This window comes from Paenibacillus pedocola (assembly GCF_031599675.1).
GTDB classification, from domain to species: Bacteria; Bacillota; Bacilli; order Paenibacillales; family Paenibacillaceae; genus Paenibacillus_AQ; species Paenibacillus_AQ pedocola.
The window spans coordinates 3007608-3028876 of the sequence record NZ_CP134223.1 but is presented as its reverse complement, the minus strand read 5'-3'; the positions used below and the strand labels follow the sequence as shown (position 1 = coordinate 3028876).

Here is a 21269-nt window from a genome sequence, read left to right as displayed (position 1 = left end):
AAGCAGTTAGGTTACGAAATCCATCCGGAGGGTCACGCTTATATTTATTAGCGGTTCATGAGACAACAGGATCAGAAAATGTTTATATTCGCCCACTCCCTGGACGGATGCCCCTCATAAGCTATCAGGTCTTGATTTAGTTGCTTACATCGAATTTATCACTAAAGTAGGAGTTGTGATTTATGAAATTACAAACGCAGCTTACCGGACGGGTTATCTTCAAAGGAGATCCGGGTTATGAAAAAGCACGCAGAAATTGGGATCCCCATACTGACCGTTTCCCGAAAGTAAAGTAATTATCCGAGGCTGCGGAGAGTAAAAGCTAAATATGACCCTGGTAATGTCTTTAACAATCCGCAGAGCATTCCTCCCTCCCGCAGACCTTAACGTTATCTGTATATAACAAAAAGAGAAGGCCCGTTTAGGACCTTCTCTTAAGGTGGAGGAATTATTTAGACAAGCTTTGAAGATAAGCATCTGCTTCTTCATAAGTTGGATAATGCACTGCAAAGCTTCCGAAAAGTCTCTTCATCTGCATTTTCCAGATTGGGGAGTTTGCTACATAAGCCCATCCGCCGAGGCCGTTAGCAACAGCCATTTCGCCAGTAGGTGCAAGCATTCCTGCAACCTCAGGGGAAAGAATGGTCGCTGAACCTGTAACGTCAGTTATTCCCGTAAAGCTCGGTTTAAGCTGCTTCATTGCTTTTTCAAAATCAGATATATAAGATGGCACGTCTGCTTCTGTAAGTCCTAATGCTTTTACCACCACTTGATTTTTTTGAACATTTACTTCCATTGTGTAAGGCATGCTGATTCCTCCAAATATGAATATAAAATATGTACCTACTAAATTTATATCGGCTATTCTTAAATGCGAGTTGAGAGAAAAAGGAAATTTTATTAATGTATTTAACGAATTTCAGTTTTCTCTTTAATAAGAGAGCTCATTTGGTAGCGGAATATCCTCCATCGATAAGATGGACAGTGCCTGTGATAAAGCCGGCTTCATCGCTTAGCAGAAAGCATACAAAATTCGCAATCTCATCAGGGGTTCCGTAGCGTTTAAGCGCTGTCCCGCTGGCAATTGCAGATTGTAAGCCTTCTACGTCATCCGAAAGGAGCCGTTCATAACGGCCCATCATGACTGTCGGTACAGGCCCTGGCGCCAGTACATTGGCCCGGATATTGCGCGGACCCAACTCAGCCGCAACAGACTTCGTTAAACCGATAATCGCGTGCTTGCTTGCGGAATAGGCCGCATCACCGGCCATCCCAATGGTACCATGAAGGGAAGCGCAATTTAGAATGGCTGAACCGGACGGCATGTACGGAATTGCGTATTTCATCATCATAAACTGGCTGATAAGATTCGTGTCGATTACTCTTTCAAAAGTCTCTACCGAGTATTCTTCCACTAGCTGATTATCACCGGTAATAGCAGCATTATTGTACAGGCAATCAATTTTACCGTAATGCTCAATAGTATCCTTGATTATGCCCTTAACAACATCCTCTTTTGAAACATCCCCCTGAATAAAAAGCGATTCCCCTCCCAGTTCAGTAATTTCCCGCGCAGTAGCTTTTCCAGAGTCTGAAATGGTTACACAAACGACAGAAGCCCCCTCTAAGGCAAGTCTTTTGGCAGAAGCCCTTCCAATTCCGCTCCCCGCTCCGGTTACAATGGCTACTTTCCCGCTAAATCTGTGATTCATCAAAACACCACTTTCTTTGTTATAGAGTTTCGGTTCGGTATTGTTCCTCATTTCGACCCATTCCCTAATCAAGCGAGCAATTTCGACATATCAACCAAATTATACCATAAACCGAAATGATTAAAAACCATATTTCTTCCAAAAAGAAGGGTATGCATAAAAAATAGAGAGCCGACCTGCGGCTCTCTTGTACGATTATGCTTAGTATGAATATTGACTCATTTACCTGTATAAAGCTTCGTTTTCATCAAAGCTTCCAGGAATGTGAATTTACTGTATGCCGTTCCGCCTTGGGCCAGCGGATCAACCAGATTGACATAAACATTGCCGTTCTTGACGGCTTTCAGGCTCTTCCAGATCGGATTCTTCTGCAGTTCTTCCAGGGCCTTTGGATTATCCTTGTTCTCATCCGGCGAGAACTGGACGAAGAGATAATCCGGGTTGATCGCCGCAAACGCCTCCAGCGAAATGTTCTGCTGGGCCTTCGCCTGCTGAACTTCCTTTGGTACAGCTGCACCCAGATCTGCGTACAGGGACCGGTTAAAGAAGATATCCTGCGGATACAGGAACAGGTTGCCTGTCCGGATACGCAGAGCCATCACCGTCTTGTTTTTAAACTTAGGAGCGAGCTTCACTTTTGCTACTTTCAATTCATTCTGATATTTCAGAATGGCGGCTGTCGACTCCTTCTGCTTGCCTGTAAGTGCTGCCAGCAGCTTAAGGTTGTCCATCCAATCCGTAGCGATATGAGATACCGGAATGGTTGTAGCTATCTTTGCCAGCTTCTCATTGGTCTCAGCCGGAAATTTGGTACTGCTAAGAATAACGGCCGGCTTGAGCTTGAGGATGGTCTCAAAGTTGGGTTCCATCTTCTCCCCTACCGGTGTTACGCCGGTTGTAATCTTGGAGAACATCGCTGGAAACTTACCCCCAACGGTAAGGGCTCCCTTGGGTTTGAAATTCAGCACCAGGGCGTCTTCAAGAGCCTCCAGGGCGCCGGCGATCACAATGTTATCGGTCTTTGCAGGAACCGTATATACCTTGCCTTTATAGGTAATCTTCTGCGTAGCCGACGTGGTGGCTTTGCCTACATTCACCGGTGCCGCGTTGACGCCTGCAGCTGATCCGATGCCCAAAACCATTACACTAGCTAATACTAAACCTTTTAATCCTTTTAACATGCCTGCTACCCCACCTCAGATCTTATTAATAATGAGAATCATTATCACAATAATCATAGATAAATCTGCTCCTTTTGAACATGGATTATTTCCGTAAATAACATGGACGATCTGCGAAAATATTGACCTGTAGACTGATCACCGGAAACGATTTGCTCGGATTGCAGAATTAAGATCGTTACCGCTTAACCGCCAAGCAATAATTCACATTATCAAAGGCCGTAATGGGATGAGCCGGCTGGCTGTCATTATATGCCTTGAACAGCTGTCGGGTAATTTCAGCTGGCGTCAGATGCCGATAGATCAGCAGATTAAGCTCTTCCAGCATCTGCTCCAGCTCCCGGTAGGAGTAGCTTGCCTGCATCGGCTCCCCTGCCTGCGCTGCCATCATTAACTGCTTCTGCGCCCGTTCACCTGCCTGAGGTGTAAAGGTAAGCTCATCAGGATAATCAAAAACGATGCTGCTGCCGCTAGGGAGCAGCGACACTATAGCGGACAATAATTGTTTAAATGAATTCTTGGGCAGATAATAACTGATGCCCAGTAAGCTGCTGAAGCTGATCTGATCCGGGTCAAAAGCGGGACAGGCCAGCACTCTCTTCTGCCAGTCAGGGTCAAGAAAATCAGCCGGAATGTAATGCACATTGGACGGCACATGCCAATGCAGCGAAGAGATCCGGCGCTGCTTGTCATCACCAGTAGCGGGGTGATCGATCTCAAAGATTTGCAGATTATCTGCAAAGTCCGGCTGGCGGTAAGCGAAGGTATCATATCCGGCGGCAAAAATCAGATATTGCCTTGCCCCTAGTGTGACCGCATTCTGAAGCGCCTGTTCCGCAAAGGCAGCCCGCCCCAGCGGAGACGGCGACAGCTGCCAATCGACGATTGCCCGCAGGCACTCCTCCTGTGTGCCGGTAAATTCCGGCAGGAAGAAGGTTATCCCCTTCGACATATTGCTGGAGATATTCGCGTATTCTTCGTTGGTTAATAGTTCTCTAGCGAGCCGGTCATCAAAAATTTTGATCTGATTATGCTCTGCGTGATAGGCTCTCGCAAATGCACTTACAAGCGCTGTGATGCTTTTATTTTTCATTAGTTATCACCTCTCATCTGTTGTACCATTCAGCCGGAATACGAAACAATACTTGATTTTTCTGCTATTTTATGGTATAATAAAGGTGATAATTTTATAATTTTCACAATTTCGCCACATTTAGGGGCGTTTTTTTATGCCTTTTAAGATGAGTTGATGGAATCTCAATAGTGGACTAGCATATCCGGCATCTTTTATAGTATTTGCGGTAAAAACCTGAAATACATTGCCGTTTGCAGCAGCAAACAATAATCCCTCCTGCCTCCCTAAGACAGATGATAAAAAAACAAGAAGCCCGCATGGGATGCGGGCTTCTTAAGCTTATGGCTTATCACTATTTGTAATTTTCGGCCAACCTCAAGAGGTTACCGTCTCTGTGTTTCTCCAGCGCAGTTTATACAGCTCAGGCATTACAACCCCAAGCAATACCAGAACTACCCCGGTCCATTGCAGCCCGCTTACCTGCTCATGCAGCACGAACGAGGACAGCAGTACTGCCACCGGTAGCTCGGCTGCACCGAGAATTCCGGCCATTCCGCCTCCGATATGGGGCACGCCAATCGCAAACAGCACCGGCGGAATAAACGCTCCGAACAACCCGAGCAGGAATCCGAACAACAGCAGCTGTCCCCACAGCAAGCCGTTAAACAGGAAATACGGCGGGAACAAGATGCAGAGCAGCACCAGACCGCCTGTAACCATCCAGGCACTCCGGTAAGCCGGATGTACAGAGGGAACGGCTTTACCGCTAAAGATGATAAACATCGAATAGCTTACCGCTGACAGCAGACCGAGTGTAATGCCTAAGAAATTGAAATGAGCTGTACTCTCTCCAAGCACACCTGCCGCAAGCAGTGTTCCGCCGAACAGCAGAAACAACGTTAATACGGTTATTTTATCCGGACGCTGGCGTTTGCTGACAGCCTGAATTAGCACACTAATCCAAGTGAACTGGAACAGCAGGATAATCGCCAGCGATGCCGGGATATAGCGGAGAGACTGGTAATACAGCAGGCCCGTAACGACTGTCGGTGCCCCGGCCAGCATAAGCAGCATTCTGTGCTTCCATGTCATCCGCAGGGATAGACGTCCGGCTTCTGCCGGTGTAATTCCTTGTTTCCGCTGCTTACGTGTCTCTCTAACTTTGGTATATAGAGCCAGCAACCAGGCCAGTATACATCCGGTCATCAGCTGCGTGCCGACCACTTCTCCCAGCTGGTATCCTTGTCCGTATGCGAGTACAACTATAGTCGACAAGATGCCATAGCTCATCGCTCCTACCAGAACCGAAATTAAATACTTCATATCCTTCATATCTATTATGCCTCCTGAAACTTCTGTATCGGCCGTAACACGCAAAAAATCCTAACTCCGGGATAAACACCATAAACATGGTCTTTATCATCGTAGTTAGGAAGAATAGGCTTCCTGTAGAAACCCTCGCCCTATAAATACCTAAATGGCTGCGAGGTTATACGAGAACTTTATATAATTATCAGCATGACGACTTTTCATATGTTACACGGCAAGTGAGATGGTGTCAACCTTTAATTGTTTAAATTTGTGGTTTATCTCCTATTCACCGCTATCCCCAAGCCAAACCTCTCCGGAGACTGTGTTCCACTTCAGGCTTATCCCAAGCAGCTCGCAGATATCCTGCAGCGGAAACTGGGTGGTATCGGATAAGACTTTTAGCATGATTGCACGCTCAGTCTTCTTACCGTTAATAAACAGCTGTTCCGGATCGCTGGCTTTGATATGAATAACCGTGCCGCCATATGCGAATGACCAAACTCTAAAGCGGTAATTATTGAACTTCGGATCGGGATTGGACTGAGTCATATTCATCTTCACGCCTAGCGCCTTAAACACACTGCTGTAAGGAACATACAGTTTCCCGTCGATAATGCCTGCGGTACTATAGAAATCTACGTTCTTACCGTTTACAAGAAAGGTCAATGGTGTCTGTACCTGGACAACAGCGATTGAATCATCATTCGTAACCGTCCTGCTGCCTGTGGCTAATCCGCCATCGAATCCTTCCCCCCAGCCCAATAACGTGCCTTTCTTATCCTGTACAAATCCGAAGCTGCCCGTGCTGCCCCATAAATCGGTGATACTCTCTGCGCCTTTGACTTGAAACGGTTTGTTCAGGGGTCCTGAATTATAATTCCATTGCCAGAGTGTTCCGTTAGTTTTCAGTATATACAGCTTATTGTAGCCAGTCTGAAGTTTATAGACGCTGCTAAGGCCTGCTATTTCGGACGGTGCTTTCAGCGTCTTGTTCCAGCGCAGGACTTGTCCATCCGTGCGCAGCAGGAAGGCATTATCCCCGGAAGAGGCCATTTGCTTTATCCCTGATGCGGCAAGCGTGTTTACGGTAACCGGATCACTTGCCCAGCGGATTCTGCCCATAGTAGTGTTATAGATGCTCAATTGCTTCACACTGCCTCCGCCCGTAAGGAACAGCGCATCATTGCCGGCGATCACTGCAGAACGGATTCCGGTAATCCCTGGCAGCGGCAGGTAGCGGACCTTCATACGCATATTATCGTTCTCATCATAGGACGGGTACCATAGTGTCGCCGTACCGTCTTTCCTGATTGCTACCCCTGCTATACCGTCTGTTGTGATGAAGGAGACTTGCTGTAGTCCTTCCAGCTTAGCCGGCCCGCCTCTTTTCTGATAAGGCAAAGCTGAATCATTGCTGATATATGAACCATAGGTTTGACCCCAGCCCCATACTTCTCCGGCTGCGTTCAATGCAAAAGAGCCATTGTTCCCGGCTGCCACTTGCACAATATCCGTCAAACCGGCAATCTTCTTCGGAATGAATTGATCAATACTGGTTCCGTCGCCAACCTGGCCATATTTGTTATAGCCCCAGCCGGTTACCGTACCGTCACTCCAGGCAGCAAGCCCGTGCGCATAACCGCCAGATACACTTACCGGATGTGCAGCCGCCGCCGCTCTTACCTCTCTACCCCCTGACGGAACAATTGCCGCGGCCACGAGCATCATTATCAAGAGCTGTATAAATCCTTTACGACGATTCACAAGATCTCCTCCTTGTATATTGAAAATAACTGTAACAATAGCCTCCGGTTTGAAATGAATCTTTATTATTCTACCAATTATCTCCAGCCATATAAACCTTTATCGGATGGATGAAGCTTCGTCTGATTATACTGAACGGAGAGCCAGCCTCTCCCGTTCTTTAGTCTTTTGGGTTCAATTTGAAAAATAGATATGTTACTATTTACAGGATAAACTGAATCCGGAATTCAGTACGCATGTGCGCAGAAACTCTTGAAGAAAGTTAGTGATGTAACGATGAAGTCTGACAACTTTTCCTTTGCTGTTCAGAGGAAGACAGGACAATACAGTGATACTCAATATTGGCTGCTCAGTTCTGCCGGCGAAACCGGTGCGAAGCGGCAGTATTCTGCCGAGGATAAGCAGTCCATTGCGGAAGCTGCAGCAATATTAGCCGGCGGAGGTACGGTAGCATTCCCGACAGAAACAGTCTATGGATTAGGGGCCGATGCCCGCGACACGGCAGCTGTTGAAGCCGTGTTCGCTGCAAAAGGACGTCCCGCTGACAATCCGTTGATCGTGCATATTGCAGACCGTGAGCAGCTGGCTGAAATGGTTGCCGGCGTAAGTCTAGCAGCAGAAGCCTTGATGGATGCTTTTTGGCCAGGCCCGCTGTCACTGGTGCTGCCTGTACGCGCCGGCGTGCTATCCACTCGCGTAACAGCGGGGCTTGATACAGTCGCCGTGCGGATGCCGGCTCATCCTACGGCGCTTGCCCTGCTGAGCGCGGCTGCCTGCCCCGTAGCGGCACCCAGCGCCAACCGTTCGGGACGGCCGAGTCCGACAACGGCCGCCCATGTCCGCGAAGACCTCGCCGGTTATATCGGCGGGGTTCTCGATGACGGGCCAACCGGCGTCGGATTGGAATCGACCGTCGTGCAGGTGCAGCCTGACGGGACGGTCGCCATCCTCCGCCCGGGCGGGATCACAGCCGAGCAGCTGGCGGCTGTGCCCGGTGTTGTAGTCACTCCGCCATCCGGGACCGTCAGCCCGGCTGGCGGAGAAGCAGCCGGCGGACCGGAGGAGGCCGCCGGCAACAGCCCGGCACCGCGTGCGCCGGGCATGAAGTACACCCACTACGCGCCGCAAGGCTCGCTCACCATCGTGAGCGGGTCATCGCAGCAGCGTGTGGCAGATCAAGCCGCTGCGCTGCTGGAAGCAGCTCAGGCCCGCGGTGAGAAGACCGGCCTGTTGCTTTTCGAGGAGCACCTGGCCTTGTATCCCGCCGCTGCCGCCGGCTGCATGGTTTCACTGGGCTCGCTCAACGCCCTGGAGGAAGGTGCGCGTACACTTTATGGCGCACTGCGGCGCTTTGATGAAGTCGGGGCTACCTATATCCTTGCCGAGGCATGCCCCGAATCCGGTCTAGGTGCCGCTATAATGAACAGGCTGCTCAAGGCAGCCGGCGGTTCGGTCATCAGCACGGATTAAATACGGCGCTCTGCACAACATATAGGCAAACGAAGTTCCTAATGGGGCTGCGTTTGCCTTTTTATCATGCAGCCCAGGGTTGTCCATTTGCATAAATATAACACTATCTGTTAGTTTTATAGAATTAATTGATTGGCTATCAAAAAAGAATTAATTGGCAATTTGATGTCAGGTTTAAGTAAAATTTTAATAATTCGTTTATGGATAGCCACATTATGCAGACAGGGAGTGTTCATTCAAGTGTCCACTATTTCATCAGAAGCTTCGGCTTCCGCCGCAAATTATGTCCAGCAGGTATTCGAGGCAGTCAAACGCCGTGATCCGCTGGAACAAGAATTCCATCAGGCTGTGAAGGAAATTCTGGAATGCCTGGTTCCTGTACTGGCGCGTCATCCTCAATACATGGAGAATGCCATACTGGAACGGCTCGTTGAACCGGAGCGCAGTCTCTCCTTCCGTGTTCCCTGGATGGATGACTCCGGGACAATTCATGTGAACCGCGGCTACAGGATTCAATTCAACAGCGCTATAGGTCCCTATAAAGGCGGTATCCGTTTCCACCCTTCAGTCTACTCCGGGATTGTTAAATTCCTGGGCTTCGAGCAAATCTTCAAAAATGCCTTAACCGGCCTGCCCATCGGCGGCGGTAAAGGCGGTGCCGATTTCGATCCCAAAGGCAAGTCTGACCGGGAGATCATGGCTTTTGCCCAAAGCTTCATGACAGAGCTGTACCGGCATATTGGTCCTGACACGGACATCCCAGCAGGAGATATTGGTGTGGGTGCGCGGGAGATCGGCTACATGTTCGGACAGTACAAACGGATCCGCGGCGGACATGAGGCCGGAGTGCTGACCGGCAAAGGTCTGCTGTATGGCGGCAGCCTGGCGAGAAAAGAAGCTACGGGTTACGGCCTCGTATATTTCGTCCAGGAGATGCTGGCGGCGCAGGGACTCGGCTTAGAGGGGCAGACTGTGGTCGTATCCGGCTCAGGCAATGTCTCTATCTACGCTATGGAAAAAGCACAGCAGCTTGGTGCGCTTGTCATCGCCTGCAGCGACTCCGGCGGATTCATCCATGATCCGCAGGGCATCAAGCTGGATACGGTGAAACGGTTGAAGGAACAGAACCGCAGCCGGATCAGCGAATATCTTAAAGAGCATCCGCATGCGGAATATATAAAGGGCAGCACAGGGATCTGGAACCTCCCTTGTCAAATTGCCCTGCCTTGCGCGACACAGAATGAGCTTGATGAAGAAGCGGCACGTGCCCTGGTGGCAGGCGGAGTACTGGCTGTCGGAGAAGGAGCAAACATGCCCTCCACGCTGCCGGCGGTCAATTACTTTTTACAGCAGGGAATCCTGTTTGCTCCGGCAAAGGCAGCCAATGCAGGCGGAGTAGCGGTCTCAGGACTGGAAATGAGCCAGAACGGCATGCGCTTGTCCTGGTCGTTCGAAGAGGTAGATGAGCGGCTGCGGCTCATTATGAAGAATATTTATCGCAGTGCCGTCCGGGCTGCAGAGGATTATGACCTGCCCGGCAATCTTGTCGCCGGTGCGAACATCGCAGGGTTCCTGAAGATCGCTGATGCCATGCTGGCCCAGGGAGTGGTCTAAGACCGCCGATGAAGAGAACGTCATCGTTTTTGAATATAAGCACAAGAAGACGCGCCGCTGATCAACAAGCGGCGCGTCTTCTTTATCTAACAACATACCTGTGAAGTCCATTCCTACAGCAGTTCACGGCGAAGCTCTTCCGGTGACTTAGGCGAGAGGTAGCCAAGCGGAATATCAAACACCGTCTTGGCTCCTGCCGCCCCTTCTGCGCTGAGGCGCGAGGCCGCCCTGGCATAAGCGATCAGCACGCTGGCCGTGAATTCAGGGTTGCTGTCCAGCTTCAGCCCGAACTCTGCGATCTGCTTGCTTCCGTTGCCGGTAACTCCGCTGCGGATGACGAATCCGCCGTGCGGCATTCCGGAATGGTCCTTGGCAAGCTCCTCTTCCGTAATGAATGTCACCGTCGTATCGTAATCGGCAAAGTAATCCGGCATCCGGGTGATCGTGCTGCGGATGGCTTCCTGGTCCGCACCCTCCTCCGCTACGACGAAGCAGTTGCGGCGGTGTTTCTCGCGCGTCGTCAGTTCCGGAGTTTCACCGGAGCGGATACGGTCAATCACTTCCTGCACCGGCACTGTATATTGAACACCAGCCTTAACACCGGGTACCCGGCGGATAGCATCAGAGTGGCCTTGGCTGACTCCGGCTCCCCAGAACGTATACTCTTTCCCCTGAGGCAAAACAGCCTGCATCAGCAGCCGGTTCATGGAGAACAAGCCCGGATCCCAGCCGGTAGAGATGATTCCTACCTTCCCGCCCTCCACAGCAGCCGCGTTTACTTTTTCATAAAATTCCGGAATTTTGGCATGTGTGTCAAAGCTGTCCACCGTATTGAATAATTTCACCAGCTGAGGTGTCTGGTCCGGCAGATCCGTCGCCGATCCTCCGCATAGAATCATCACATCAATCCGGTTTATGTACTGCCCGGCATTATCGAGGCGCTCCACTGTTACCCCCGTTTCCTTCGCCAGTCCTTCCGGGTCTCTGCGCGTAAATATAGCAACCAGCTCCATATCGGGGTTTTGTTTAATTGCCAGCTGTACTCCTTTTCCTAAGTTGCCGTAGCCTGCAATCCCTACTCTAATCCGTCTGTTCATGATGTTCCTCCTGGCCGGAAGCTTCCGGATGATTTATATTCCTTTAAATTACAAGTATATATACATTACATGAAATGTAAACATTTTTCCGCCTCTTCCTGAAGTTTTTCAATAAAGATCAAGCCAGACTTGCTTCATGCAATCTGCTATGATCCTTTTTTTGCGCCTTTTTCAGTCTATCCAGGGATATCTGCGAAACTTCATTCTTGTCTCAACATAAATAGAAATATATCTGCGCATTCACCCTGTTTTTCAGGAAATTTTATGTTTATCTTGGATCCAGATCCCTTATTGTCTGATAAATGAATCAAGAGAAGCTAACGAAATATACTCTTAAGGGGAGGTGTAAATGCTGAACAGATCCGGACCCGTTAAGCTGCTTGGCGTTATTGCCGGTGTTGTCATTCTTAATATTGCTGTTTTATCACCTGGTCTGCTGGACGTGGAAATCGGTGGAGTAAGCACACTGGAAACAGCTTCAGGTGTAACGTTATTATTCATCAGTCTGCTTGTTGTGCTCTACGGTAGTTATACTTTACTCTTCAAAGCCCCGGCCCCTAAATCTGCCCGCCCGTTAACCTCACCTGAAGATTACGCTGCCCTGCTTCACCAATACAAAAATGTGAAGGTGCTGAAAAATGATATCCTTCTCGCCTTGGATCAGATGGAACGGATGGAGAAGAAAAAAACAACCTTAACCCGTGTGCTGGGCGGGCGGTTTGATCCGCTGGAATTAAGCTACAGGAAGTTCAGTTCTGTAATTGCCGAAGTAGAGAAGCTGCTTTATCTCAATGTCAGGGGAATGCTTAACAAGCTGAGTTTGTTCGACACCACCGAGTTCTCCCTTTTTGCCAATACCCACAAACCTCCTCCATTCTCCGAGAAACTGATCCAAAAGAAAACAGCTCTTTATAACGACTTCTTTACCGCCTTAAAAGGCTATCTGGGCGCAAATGAAGAGATTCTGCTCAAGCTGGATCAGCTGCTGCTGGAGATTTCGGAGCTGGACAGCACCAATTACGAAAGGATCGAAGAAATGCCCTGTATGCAGGAGCTAAGCGCCTTGATCAATCAGACGAAACTATATCAATAGCCGGAGGAGGATGTATATGGCCAGGAAAGGCAGAACACTCTTGATCCTTACGCTGATCGCAGCCGGTGTCTTTGCACTAGTCTATTTCGGAATTTCCCTAACCTCGAACTTGGGCAAATCCAAAACAGAAATAACGGCAGAAGATGCCGATAAAAGACTGAACAAGATCTATAAAGATATTAAAGTAACCCAGGCCCAGGCGGTAAAAGGACAAATAGATCTGGACCCTGCAGCTGTCGGAGACTCTTTGCCTGACATCTCCAAATTCCCGGTCTCCGTAGAGAATACAACTGACAGCTATGTTGAGATCTTCTCTTCCACCGAGAAATCCGGTACGGGGAATGACGGTTGGCTGAATGAAGTGGCATCAGCGTTCAATGATTCCAACCTCTTGGTGGACGGGAAACCTGTATCCGTGAAAATCCGCAATATTGCTTCCGGTACGGCCGCCGATTACATAAGATCCGGCAAGTACGTCCCGGATGCTTTTACACCTTCTAATGAGCTATGGGGCGAGATGGTAAAAGCAAACGGAATCCAGACCGAGCTCGTGTCCAAACGGCTGGCCGGCAATGTAGCAGGTGTTGTAACAGGCAAGAAAAAATATGACGAGCTGGTTGAGAAATACGGCGCTATAAACGTCAAAACAATTACCGATGCGATTGCTGATAACGAGCTGGCCATGGGATACACCGATCCTTTTGCCAGCTCGACCGGCCTTAATTTTCTGGTAACTGCCTTAAGTACCTTTGACAGCTCGGATCTGCTGAGTGAGCAAGCGGTTCAGGGGTTCGAGAAATTCCAGGCTAATGTACCGTTTATCGCCTCCACTACCCTGCAGATGCGGGATGCGGCCAAGACCGGGATGCTCGATGCTTTTGTCCTTGAATATCAGACCTTTGTCAATGCATCCGATCTGAAAAGCGGCTATGTCTTCACTCCGTTTGGAGTACGGCATGACAGTCCGCTCTATGCTCTTGGGGATCTGCCGCAGTCAAAGATGGAGATTATCCATAAGTTCGCTGAATTTGCCGCACAGGATAAGTATCAGAAGTCGGCAGAGGCCAAAGGGTTCAACGGCCTGAATGATTATGTCTCCGAACTGACCCCGGTGGACGGTAATCTCCTCTCCTCTGCGCAGAAGCTGTGGAAGGAAAAGAAAAACGGCAGCACTAAGGTCGCAGCGGTATTCGTGGCTGACGTCTCCGGCAGCATGGCCGGTGAACCGCTGAACCGTCTCAAGGAATCGCTGCTTAAAGGCCAGAAGAATCTGGGAAAAGACAACAGCATCGGCTTTGTCTCGTACTCCAGTGATGTAACCATCAACCTCCCCATCGCCACATATGATACCAACCAGCAATCGATGTTTGTCGGTGCGGTTAATAGCCTGCAGGCTGCGGGAGGTACAGCTACTTTTGACGGCTTGGTGGTGGCAATGAAAATGCTGCAGGATGAGATCGCCCTGACCCCCGGGGTAAAGCCTGTGATTTTCCTGCTCAGTGACGGAGAAACCAACGAGGGCCATTCCCTCAATGAGATTAGGGGCTTGATCGAAACCTACAAAATCCCCGTCTACACGATTGGCTATAACGCTAACATCAAAGCGCTGGAGAGCATTTCAAGCATCAACGAAGCCGCGAACATCAATGCAGATACAGATGACGTCGTCTACAAAATCGGCAATCTGCTCAATGTGCAAATGTAAGACATTTAACAAGGAGGCCTGTCATGTCATTTACGATGGAAGTTCCAAGCGCTGAGAAGCTGAGGTCTGCGATTGCCGAAGAGGTAAAGCCCGAGCCTGAAGAGATTACTGAGCTGAAAGAGCTTGCGATTAGCAATGTTTCGAGCATCCTGGAACTTAATCTGGAATCCCTGGAGCAACGCAAGGCGGTACTGCAATCCATTGACAGCTTCGGAATGGGCACCATGCGCTCTTCATCGGAGAAGAACTCCCTCCTTCAGGTTTCCGTGGGCAATCTCTCCAAAACCGGCGATGAAGGCGGCCAGGTCGCTAAAAGTTTAACAGAGCTGCATCTGCAGCTGAAAGATTTGGACCCGAGTGCCGTCGACTTTGCCAAAAGCGGGCTGTTAGGCAAATTCTTTAACCCGCTGCGCACTTATTTCGCTAAATACCAGAAAGCTGACGCTGTTATCTCTGACATCATTCTATCTTTGGATAAAGGCAAGACCATTCTTAAAAACGATAATACAACACTCGAAATTGAACAGCAGACTCTTCGTGAATTGACCAAAAAACTGCAAAAGGAAATCCAGCTCGGGCTCCTGATGGATCAGGAGATTGAGACACAGATTGAGGCTGCCAAGGTGCGCGGTGAGTCCGAGGACAAAATCCGCTTTATTACAGAGGAGGTTCTTTTCCCTCTTCGCCAGCGGGTGATGGATCTGCAGCAGATGCTGGTCGTGAACCAGCAGGGAATAATGGCCATCGAGGTCGTCATCCGCAATAACAAAGAGCTGATCCGGGGCGTCGACAGAGCCAGAAACGTGACCGTCTCTGCCCTTAAAATTTCAGTTACGGTTGCCAGTGCCTTATATAACCAGAGGATTGTGCTGAAAAAAATCGAGCTGCTGAATCAGACAACCGACAATCTGATCAGCGGCACCTCAAGAATGCTTAAAGAGCAAGGAGCTGCAATTCATAAGCAGTCGCTTGAAACCAGTATTTCTGCCGAAACGCTGAAGCAGGCGTTCTCCGATGTGTTGTCTGCACTGGACTCCATCAGCACTTACAAGCAGGAGGCACTGCCCAAAATGCGTGAAACCATCAGCCAGTTCCGTGAATTGGCTGATAATGGCGAGAAGCAGATTCTGCGCCTGGAGAAAGGGTCTACTCTCGGACTGTAAAGCTGTTAACCACATGCCTAAAGGAGAGCCTGGCGGGATCATCCGCCGGTGCTCTTTTTTTTATACAAAATGGTTGTGGTTACCGCTCCCTCCATTCGGAGCGTTCGGTACATCATTCAGTCCGGATACAGCTATCAGTAGTTCGTACTGAACAAATGATCCCGTCATCTTTCATCAAAATGCAAACAATAATAGTACTTTTGATTGATTTATAGAATCTGCAGCAAACCGATAGTTTCAATAGAAGAGTTTAATACATATTCCATCCTAAGAAGGAGCATTCCAATGAACGATTATCAACGCTACGCCAAAAAATTTTCCCTCATGCTGCTTGTAAGTGTACTGACAATTATCGGTATAGCCGGAGGTGGCCTGAACACACTTCCCGCTTCGGCAGCATCCAGCAATGCTTATGTCTATTACATATCCGATAACGATCTGTACCGGGTCCCTAGTAACGGCGGATCAGCCCAGCTTATTACAGAGAACTTTGAGAGTGCCTACAGCCTATCAACTAATAAGTATCTTTATTTCATGATGGATGAGAATTCTACAAGCCTACAGCGCCTCTCTCTAACCGAGCCCTCTGCCTTGATTACAAGCTTTGGCGGAGATAAAGAAATTTTGAATTATACAATTAATGATAACTATATATATTTCATGGATACCACCGGCAGCATATACCGCTCTCCTGCGGATGCAGCTGACGAGAGCCAGATCAAGCGGATTATTGACAACGGCGATGCCAATTTCCCAAGCTTTAGTATTGTGAAAGGCCGGGTCTATTACAATGCCCTTAAAAGCAACTCCACAACCTGGGTAGCTTCAAAAGCAAAAGACGGCAGCGGTAATATCCTGTGGATTGCCAGCGGAGCCGTTTATGGAGCAAGACACATCCAAGAGAACAATACCACTCTGTCTCTGATGGTAAATACCGATCCGTCGGAAACCGAATATTCACTCAACTGCATGGTGCTGTATAGTCTGCCATTCAACGGCGGAGCACCAAAGGCCGCCAATGCCAAAGCCCCTTTAGATACAAATGAGGTGTTCTCCGGCAAATTAACAAGTAATTATTATCTGTATAATAAAGGAATTAAGTTAGATGCCAACGGAGAGTATAATTATTCCACAGGCAAGGGATATCTGATCGACAAAAACGGTAAGATTTTTCAGTTAAGCCAATCCAGCGTGGTAGAAATCAGTGAAATTAGCAGCAATAAGCTGGCTTATGTTGATGCCAAAGGCAAAGCCTATGTTAGTACAGTAGCCAATGGTAAAGTAACCAGCACCAAAATGCTTCCAATAAGTAATGCTACTGCTGTTCGGACACTAATGTATGGTGCGGCTGCCGGATCTACGATATTTTTCAACAAAACCGATGCCTATGTACTAAATGCTGATTTGTCGCTTACTAAAGCTGCAGGAGTAGTGTGGGAGTATATGGCTTACGCACTGAACATTCCAGGACTCTTTTATATTAATGAACTGGACAATGACAGCCTGTACCGGCTTAGCAACGATGGTAAAACAAAGCTTAGACTTTCCGCGGATCCCGTCTCACAAATAATAACGATAACTGCAATCTGATTGTACCAGCGCTAGGGGAAGATGACTGTCCCTTTAAAAATGAAGAGAACTCAAAAACCATTCATGGTTTTGAGTTCCTTAGGAGAGAGATAAATGCATCTATTGGATCTTGAAAGCCTGAGTTCACAGCAAATTATTGAGCTATTTCAATTGGCCAGCCATTTAAGCTCGGAAAAGCCGGCACAGCTTTTGAAGGACAAAACCTTCATCCTGTTCTTTCCTGAATCCAGCCTGAGGACACGTATTACTTTTGAAAAGGGCATTCAGGATTTGGGGGGCAAATATATGATCTTCCCTCCGGAAACATTGGATAAGCGGGAGCAATCAAGCGATGTGATCCATTATCTCGAAAATTGGGCCAATGGTGTTGTAGCCAGACATTCCAGCTTCACTAAACTGGCCGAAATGTCTGCCCGCTCCTCTATACCAATCATTAATGCAATGACTGCCCGTAACCACCCCTGCGAAATTTTAAGTGATCTATATACAATCAGCCAGATCAGAGAAAATTACCGGGAACTGACTTATACCTTCGTAGGACCTGCAAGCAATATTTCAAGAACCTGGCACGAAATGGCCAAAGTTATGAACCTTACCTTTAAACATGTTTGTTCGGCTGGAAATGCACTGGGGCCGGATACAAATAACTATACATACCTAACCAATCTGGAGGATGTTCTGCCGGAAAGTGATATCATTCTGACCGACTCTTTGCCCGGTGAATTTAAGAATGCCGAGTACTTGAATCTATACCAAATCACTCTGGATCGGATGAAGCGTACCCGTCCCGGCGCTTTGCTTAACCCCTGTCCTCCTTTTTACCGGAACGAAGAGGTCAGCGCAGAGGTTATAGACTCCCCCTATTTTGCCGGATTCCAGTTCAAAAAGAATTTATTATGCATGCATCAGGCGGTACTTTTATATTGCTTGTCTAATTAATGCCGGCTATACCAAACTGAAAATGGCGTATTCAAGCAAAAATGAAGACGAGTTAAAAAAAGCGGCATGGGCTGCTTGGTCCGTAATCCGGATACAAGCTAAGACCATGCCGCTGCTGTTGTTACAGATAAATATCTATTGTCGTTTTTTCCGTGCTGCCGAGGCGCTGTATATCTTCACGGCTAACCCGAAGTCCGCCGAGGCGGTAAGGATTAGGGAGCCGCTCAGCCTGTATTTCCTGTCCATTTACTGAGATAGAGCGGAGACTTCCCTCCGTCAAATGATAAATGAAGGATACCGGGGCACCGCCGTATTCGAAGTCAAAGCATGTGCCGTCAAGCTCAGGAGGCAATACAGGGTCTATGACCAGATCGCCGCCGTCCTCGCGGATACCCAGGACATTCGAGATCAGCTGGTTCATGTAGATTCCCGGACCGCTGGAATAGATTCTCCAGCCGCCTTTTACCGGAACCGTTCCGTCACGCAGCTCTCCAAAACGTTCCTGTGCTTCATAGCGGTTGGCAAACTTACCGTCTGAACTGCTGAAATAGGCGTTGCTCTGGCGCAGCTCGGCATTAGGAACGGCATCCTGGATCCCGATCGGATTAATGGTAGCCAGCCCCTTCCATACCTGATCCCGTTTACCGATCTTGGCCATCGCCTCGACGAAGCGGATGTGTGCATGTACATATTGCAGACCGATTTCACGTCCGAAATTGGCTGCCTGCTCTGCGCGTTTAAAGTGAGTGCTGACCCCGCCGGCGTACTGGGCCGGGTGATTCATCAGACGGACGCCATCCGGGCAGAGGAACTGCTCCTGGATCAGCTTATAATGCTCCTCCATCTGTTCAGGGGTAAGCAGTTCCCCGATCATACTGCGGGTCATCGGCAGCAGGCGGTACTGGATGCCTGTCTCTTTATCCTCTGGATGAAGCAACAGCTTGGCTTGCTCCGGATCCTCGAAGTAGAGGAAACCCGGAATAACCTTCGTCCTGAGCATATAGCGGTTGAAGTCGCCTTTGATCCCCTCCGCCATTCCGCGCAGCTCATCCGACCAGTCTGCATCTGTTTCCTTCATGACTGTAGCCAGCCCAAGAACGGTCTGATAAGTCAGCGCTACCGTCCAGCTGCTGACCATATACTGCTTCAGCTGGGCATTCGCCGGCTGCAGGGTATCATCCCAGTCCCCATCCCCATAGGAGGAGAGGAACGTATCATGCAGGAAATGTGACTTAATGTAATCCAACTCCTTCACAGCATGTTCTCTAAGCGAATATGTCCGCTCCGTGAAGTCAAAGCTGTGTTTGCGCGTATAAGGAATCTGCTCATCGAGCACAGCATAGTCACGGGTTGCCCGCAGGTAATCGCCCAGCACCTTAAGCGGCCAGACAATAATATCGCCGTGACTTTCTTCCTGCTGGATAGACGTGTATTTGTCGAACATGAACCATTGCGGCCAGTTCCCGTCATCTTCATATTGATGGGCGAAGACTGTCAGGAGAATCTCCCGGACCTGCTCATATTTGTGGGTCGCTAGGAAATACTCCACTGGACCCTGGCATACATCCCGCGTTCCCCAGGCGGCGCCGCCATACTGTTCCAGGCCGTGAGGTACAGAATAGTGAACAAGCATATTATGGGTGTACCACCAGGCCAGAGCGTTTACCTTGAACAGCTCACCATCAGCTCCGCTTTCCTTAGTAAGCTTGAAGCCATTCATGACCCCGGCAAAAAACTCACGATATTCCGCTTTCTCGGTTTCAAACGACGCTATCCCTTGAGAACGTGTTTGTCCATCAAGCAGCCCTTGGAAGGTTAATGTCCACTCGCTGCTTGCATTAAGTTCAAGAACAACCAGCGAAGCACTGCCTGGAACTGCCCCAGATGCCAGCAGGGTTTCATCGCCCAGCTGATAGCCCGCTCCCTCTAGCATAAGCTTGTATGCCAGCTCCGGATACACAGCAGCACTCGTTCCTGCCTTGTCTGCACGGAAGATTAGTCCGCCGTCCGCATCCTCTGACAGGTGATATGGTATTTCATATTCAGCAACATTCATAGTAATCTGGTTGCTGACCAGGAAACGGTACGCCTTCCCCTCCGCGGAACGGACATGCAGTCTGATCTCCGGGGAATGGACGGCTGTATAGTTGGTGATCACCAAGGTATCTTCAGCTGTCTTGTAGTACCAGCGAACATAATTAAAGCCGATCTCATACATTGAAGGCATCGTCAGCAGATGATACTGCCCGTCAATCTCCACATAGATACGCTGCCCCGATGTCTTATAGACGTTCAGCGCACTGCGGGCATTCGATATCATTTTATGAAAATTGGTATTGCCTACAACAACCTGGGAATTGAATATTCCGTACATATATGAGGTAGTCGTCATAACCTCGGCATTCAACTGTGCATTGTTCCCGCTCATCAAAATATGTCCGTGCGGGCGCTCCACCAGCAGCTCTTTACGCTTAAGGACTATATGCTCATAGGTTTCGGTAAAAAAGGCCAACAATTCCCCGCCGACCCGTTCCTCCTGAAACCGCTCAGGGAACAATGAATCCAGTTCTGCTTCAGAGATCGACTCCGTTTGCAGAGGTGCTCCAATCTGCGGGGCAGTAAATATGCGTTCAAGCCAGCCCCCCTCCTCTGTTGCATTCCCTTGATTCTGAGACTTGCTCCAGGCAGCCTGCACAGCATCGGCATACTCCAGTGAAGTTATTGCCTCAGGATGGTCCGCCCGGAACAATCCGTAGAATGTAAAAGCGGCTTCACCGTTCAACGGTAGCTTAGCTGATTGCAGTGCAGTATAGGCGAATTCATATTGATAGATTTCATTGGCCAGATTCTGCTGATACAAGGCTTCCGGTCTGTCGGTTTCTTTGTAGGACAGCCCGAAAAACTGGAAGCCGTCAGTGGAGTAACCGGCTGCTCCGCCCAGCAGGCCCTGCTGCAGATAAGGGAATTCACTACCCTGTGGCTGATTCTGACGGGAACAGACTACATAGCCGTTATCTGAATCCTTGAATACTGCATGGTCGATATATTGGGACAAATAAGCTTCATTGCTGGTAACAGCCCCCGGTGAGGCAATCCCTACATCCTGGGTATAGAGAACATCCAGCTCTACGCCGCTTCCTTCAATCTTCACATCCCAGAACCACACATCACCTTCAGCTAATGTAAATACAACCTGATAGCGGAGTTTCTCCTGAAGGCCCTGGATCTCAGAGCTAACAGGAATCTCCCCCTGCCAAATAAGCCGCTCACCATCCCGGCGGAAACGGCTGCCCGATTTCACACCAAGCAGCGGAAACGCTTGAATGCCGCCTGGAAGATGCAGGCGCGCATAAATATTTCCCGGGGCTCCGTCCACACTGTTAGACAACAACTGATTAATCATCGTGGTACCGCCGGTTGCCTGGTAGAGATCACCGCTGTTCAGGAACGTAAATTTCAGCCCGCCTTTTTGAAGTGAAACCTTGGATTTCGTTGTGATTGTCATTTCTATTCACTTCCTTATCTATTACGGCTTCGCACCGCTATTATGAGTAG

At 49.0% G+C, this 21269-nt stretch carries 16 protein-coding genes, 1 pseudogene and 1 riboswitch; of the genes and pseudogenes, 9 read left to right on the top strand and 8 right to left on the bottom strand.

Translation table 11 applies throughout. The features are described 5' to 3' along the window. Positions 1-182 precede the first annotated feature (182 nt). Both QU597_RS13040 and QU597_RS13035 read left to right on the top strand, forming a co-directional pair. Positions 183-290, top strand: a pseudogene (locus tag QU597_RS13040) (hypothetical protein); the annotation flags it as partial. 16 nt (positions 291-306) lie between these two features. Then, positions 307-387, top strand: a complete 81-nt coding sequence (locus QU597_RS13035; RefSeq protein ID WP_310833307.1) for a BBE domain-containing protein — start codon at positions 307-309, stop codon at positions 385-387. A 61-nt stretch (positions 388-448) separates the two neighbouring features. On the opposite strand, the gene QU597_RS13030 is transcribed toward QU597_RS13035, so the two are convergent. The 6 genes from QU597_RS13030 to QU597_RS13005 all read right to left on the bottom strand — a co-directional run bounded on the left by QU597_RS13030 (position 449) and on the right by QU597_RS13005 (position 7043). Continuing rightward, positions 449-808 (bottom strand): hypothetical protein, encoded by a 360-nt coding sequence (locus QU597_RS13030; RefSeq protein WP_310833005.1) that lies wholly within the window; start codon positions 806-808, stop codon positions 449-451. A 136-nt stretch (positions 809-944) separates the two neighbouring features. Next, a complete protein-coding gene (locus QU597_RS13025) occupies positions 945-1712 on the bottom strand; it encodes an SDR family NAD(P)-dependent oxidoreductase (RefSeq protein WP_310833004.1) in 768 nt (255 codons plus the stop codon). Positions 1713-1930: 218 nt separating this feature from the next. Then, positions 1931-2893, bottom strand: coding sequence for an ABC transporter substrate-binding protein (locus QU597_RS13020; RefSeq protein ID WP_310833003.1), 963 nt, complete (start codon positions 2891-2893; stop codon positions 1931-1933). A 178-nt stretch (positions 2894-3071) separates the two neighbouring features. Next, on the bottom strand, positions 3072-3986 hold the full coding sequence (locus QU597_RS13015; protein WP_310833002.1) for a class I SAM-dependent methyltransferase: 915 nt from the start codon (positions 3984-3986) through the stop codon (positions 3072-3074). A 357-nt stretch (positions 3987-4343) separates the two neighbouring features. Further along, complete coding sequence (locus tag QU597_RS13010; protein ID WP_310833306.1) at positions 4344-5291, bottom strand: EamA family transporter; 948 nt, start codon at positions 5289-5291, stop codon at positions 4344-4346. Positions 5292-5373: 82 nt separating this feature from the next. Continuing rightward, positions 5374-5485, bottom strand: a riboswitch (purine riboswitch). Positions 5486-5561: 76 nt separating this feature from the next. After that, positions 5562-7043, bottom strand: a complete 1482-nt coding sequence (locus tag QU597_RS13005) for an RCC1 domain-containing protein (protein ID WP_310833001.1) — start codon at positions 7041-7043, stop codon at positions 5562-5564. Positions 7044-7319: 276 nt separating this feature from the next. On the opposite strand from QU597_RS13005, the gene QU597_RS13000 reads away from it, so the two are divergent. Together QU597_RS13000 and gdhA are read left to right on the top strand one after the other, a co-directional pair. Further along, a complete protein-coding gene (locus tag QU597_RS13000) occupies positions 7320-8513 on the top strand; it encodes an L-threonylcarbamoyladenylate synthase (RefSeq protein ID WP_370656266.1) in 1194 nt (397 codons plus the stop codon). A gap of 240 nt (positions 8514-8753) precedes the next feature. Further along, positions 8754-10127, top strand: a complete 1374-nt coding sequence (gene gdhA / locus QU597_RS12995; RefSeq protein ID WP_310832999.1) for an NADP-specific glutamate dehydrogenase — start codon at positions 8754-8756, stop codon at positions 10125-10127. A gap of 113 nt (positions 10128-10240) precedes the next feature. Here the strand turns inward: gdhA and QU597_RS12990 are convergent, their stop codons facing one another. Then, positions 10241-11224 (bottom strand): diaminopimelate dehydrogenase, encoded by a 984-nt coding sequence (locus tag QU597_RS12990; protein WP_310832998.1) that lies wholly within the window; start codon positions 11222-11224, stop codon positions 10241-10243. 349 nt (positions 11225-11573) lie between these two features. Between QU597_RS12990 and QU597_RS12985 the strand changes: the two genes are divergently transcribed. The 5 genes from QU597_RS12985 to QU597_RS12965 all read left to right on the top strand — a co-directional run bounded on the left by QU597_RS12985 (position 11574) and on the right by QU597_RS12965 (position 17714). Continuing rightward, positions 11574-12317, top strand: a complete 744-nt coding sequence (locus QU597_RS12985) for a hypothetical protein (RefSeq protein ID WP_310832997.1) — start codon at positions 11574-11576, stop codon at positions 12315-12317. Positions 12318-12333: 16 nt separating this feature from the next. Beyond that, complete coding sequence (locus QU597_RS12980; protein WP_310832996.1) at positions 12334-14022, top strand: VWA domain-containing protein; 1689 nt, start codon at positions 12334-12336, stop codon at positions 14020-14022. A 23-nt stretch (positions 14023-14045) separates the two neighbouring features. Continuing rightward, complete coding sequence (locus QU597_RS12975) at positions 14046-15185, top strand: toxic anion resistance protein (protein WP_310832995.1); 1140 nt, start codon at positions 14046-14048, stop codon at positions 15183-15185. Positions 15186-15470: 285 nt separating this feature from the next. Further along, a complete protein-coding gene (locus tag QU597_RS12970) occupies positions 15471-16775 on the top strand; it encodes a DUF5050 domain-containing protein (RefSeq protein ID WP_310832994.1) in 1305 nt (434 codons plus the stop codon). Positions 16776-16868: 93 nt separating this feature from the next. Further along, on the top strand, positions 16869-17714 hold the full coding sequence (locus QU597_RS12965; RefSeq protein WP_310832993.1) for an ornithine carbamoyltransferase: 846 nt from the start codon (positions 16869-16871) through the stop codon (positions 17712-17714). Between the two features lie 121 nt (positions 17715-17835). Here the strand turns inward: QU597_RS12965 and QU597_RS12960 are convergent, their stop codons facing one another. Next, positions 17836-21219, bottom strand: a complete 3384-nt coding sequence (locus tag QU597_RS12960; protein ID WP_310832992.1) for a GH36-type glycosyl hydrolase domain-containing protein — start codon at positions 21217-21219, stop codon at positions 17836-17838. Positions 21220-21269 lie beyond the last annotated feature (50 nt).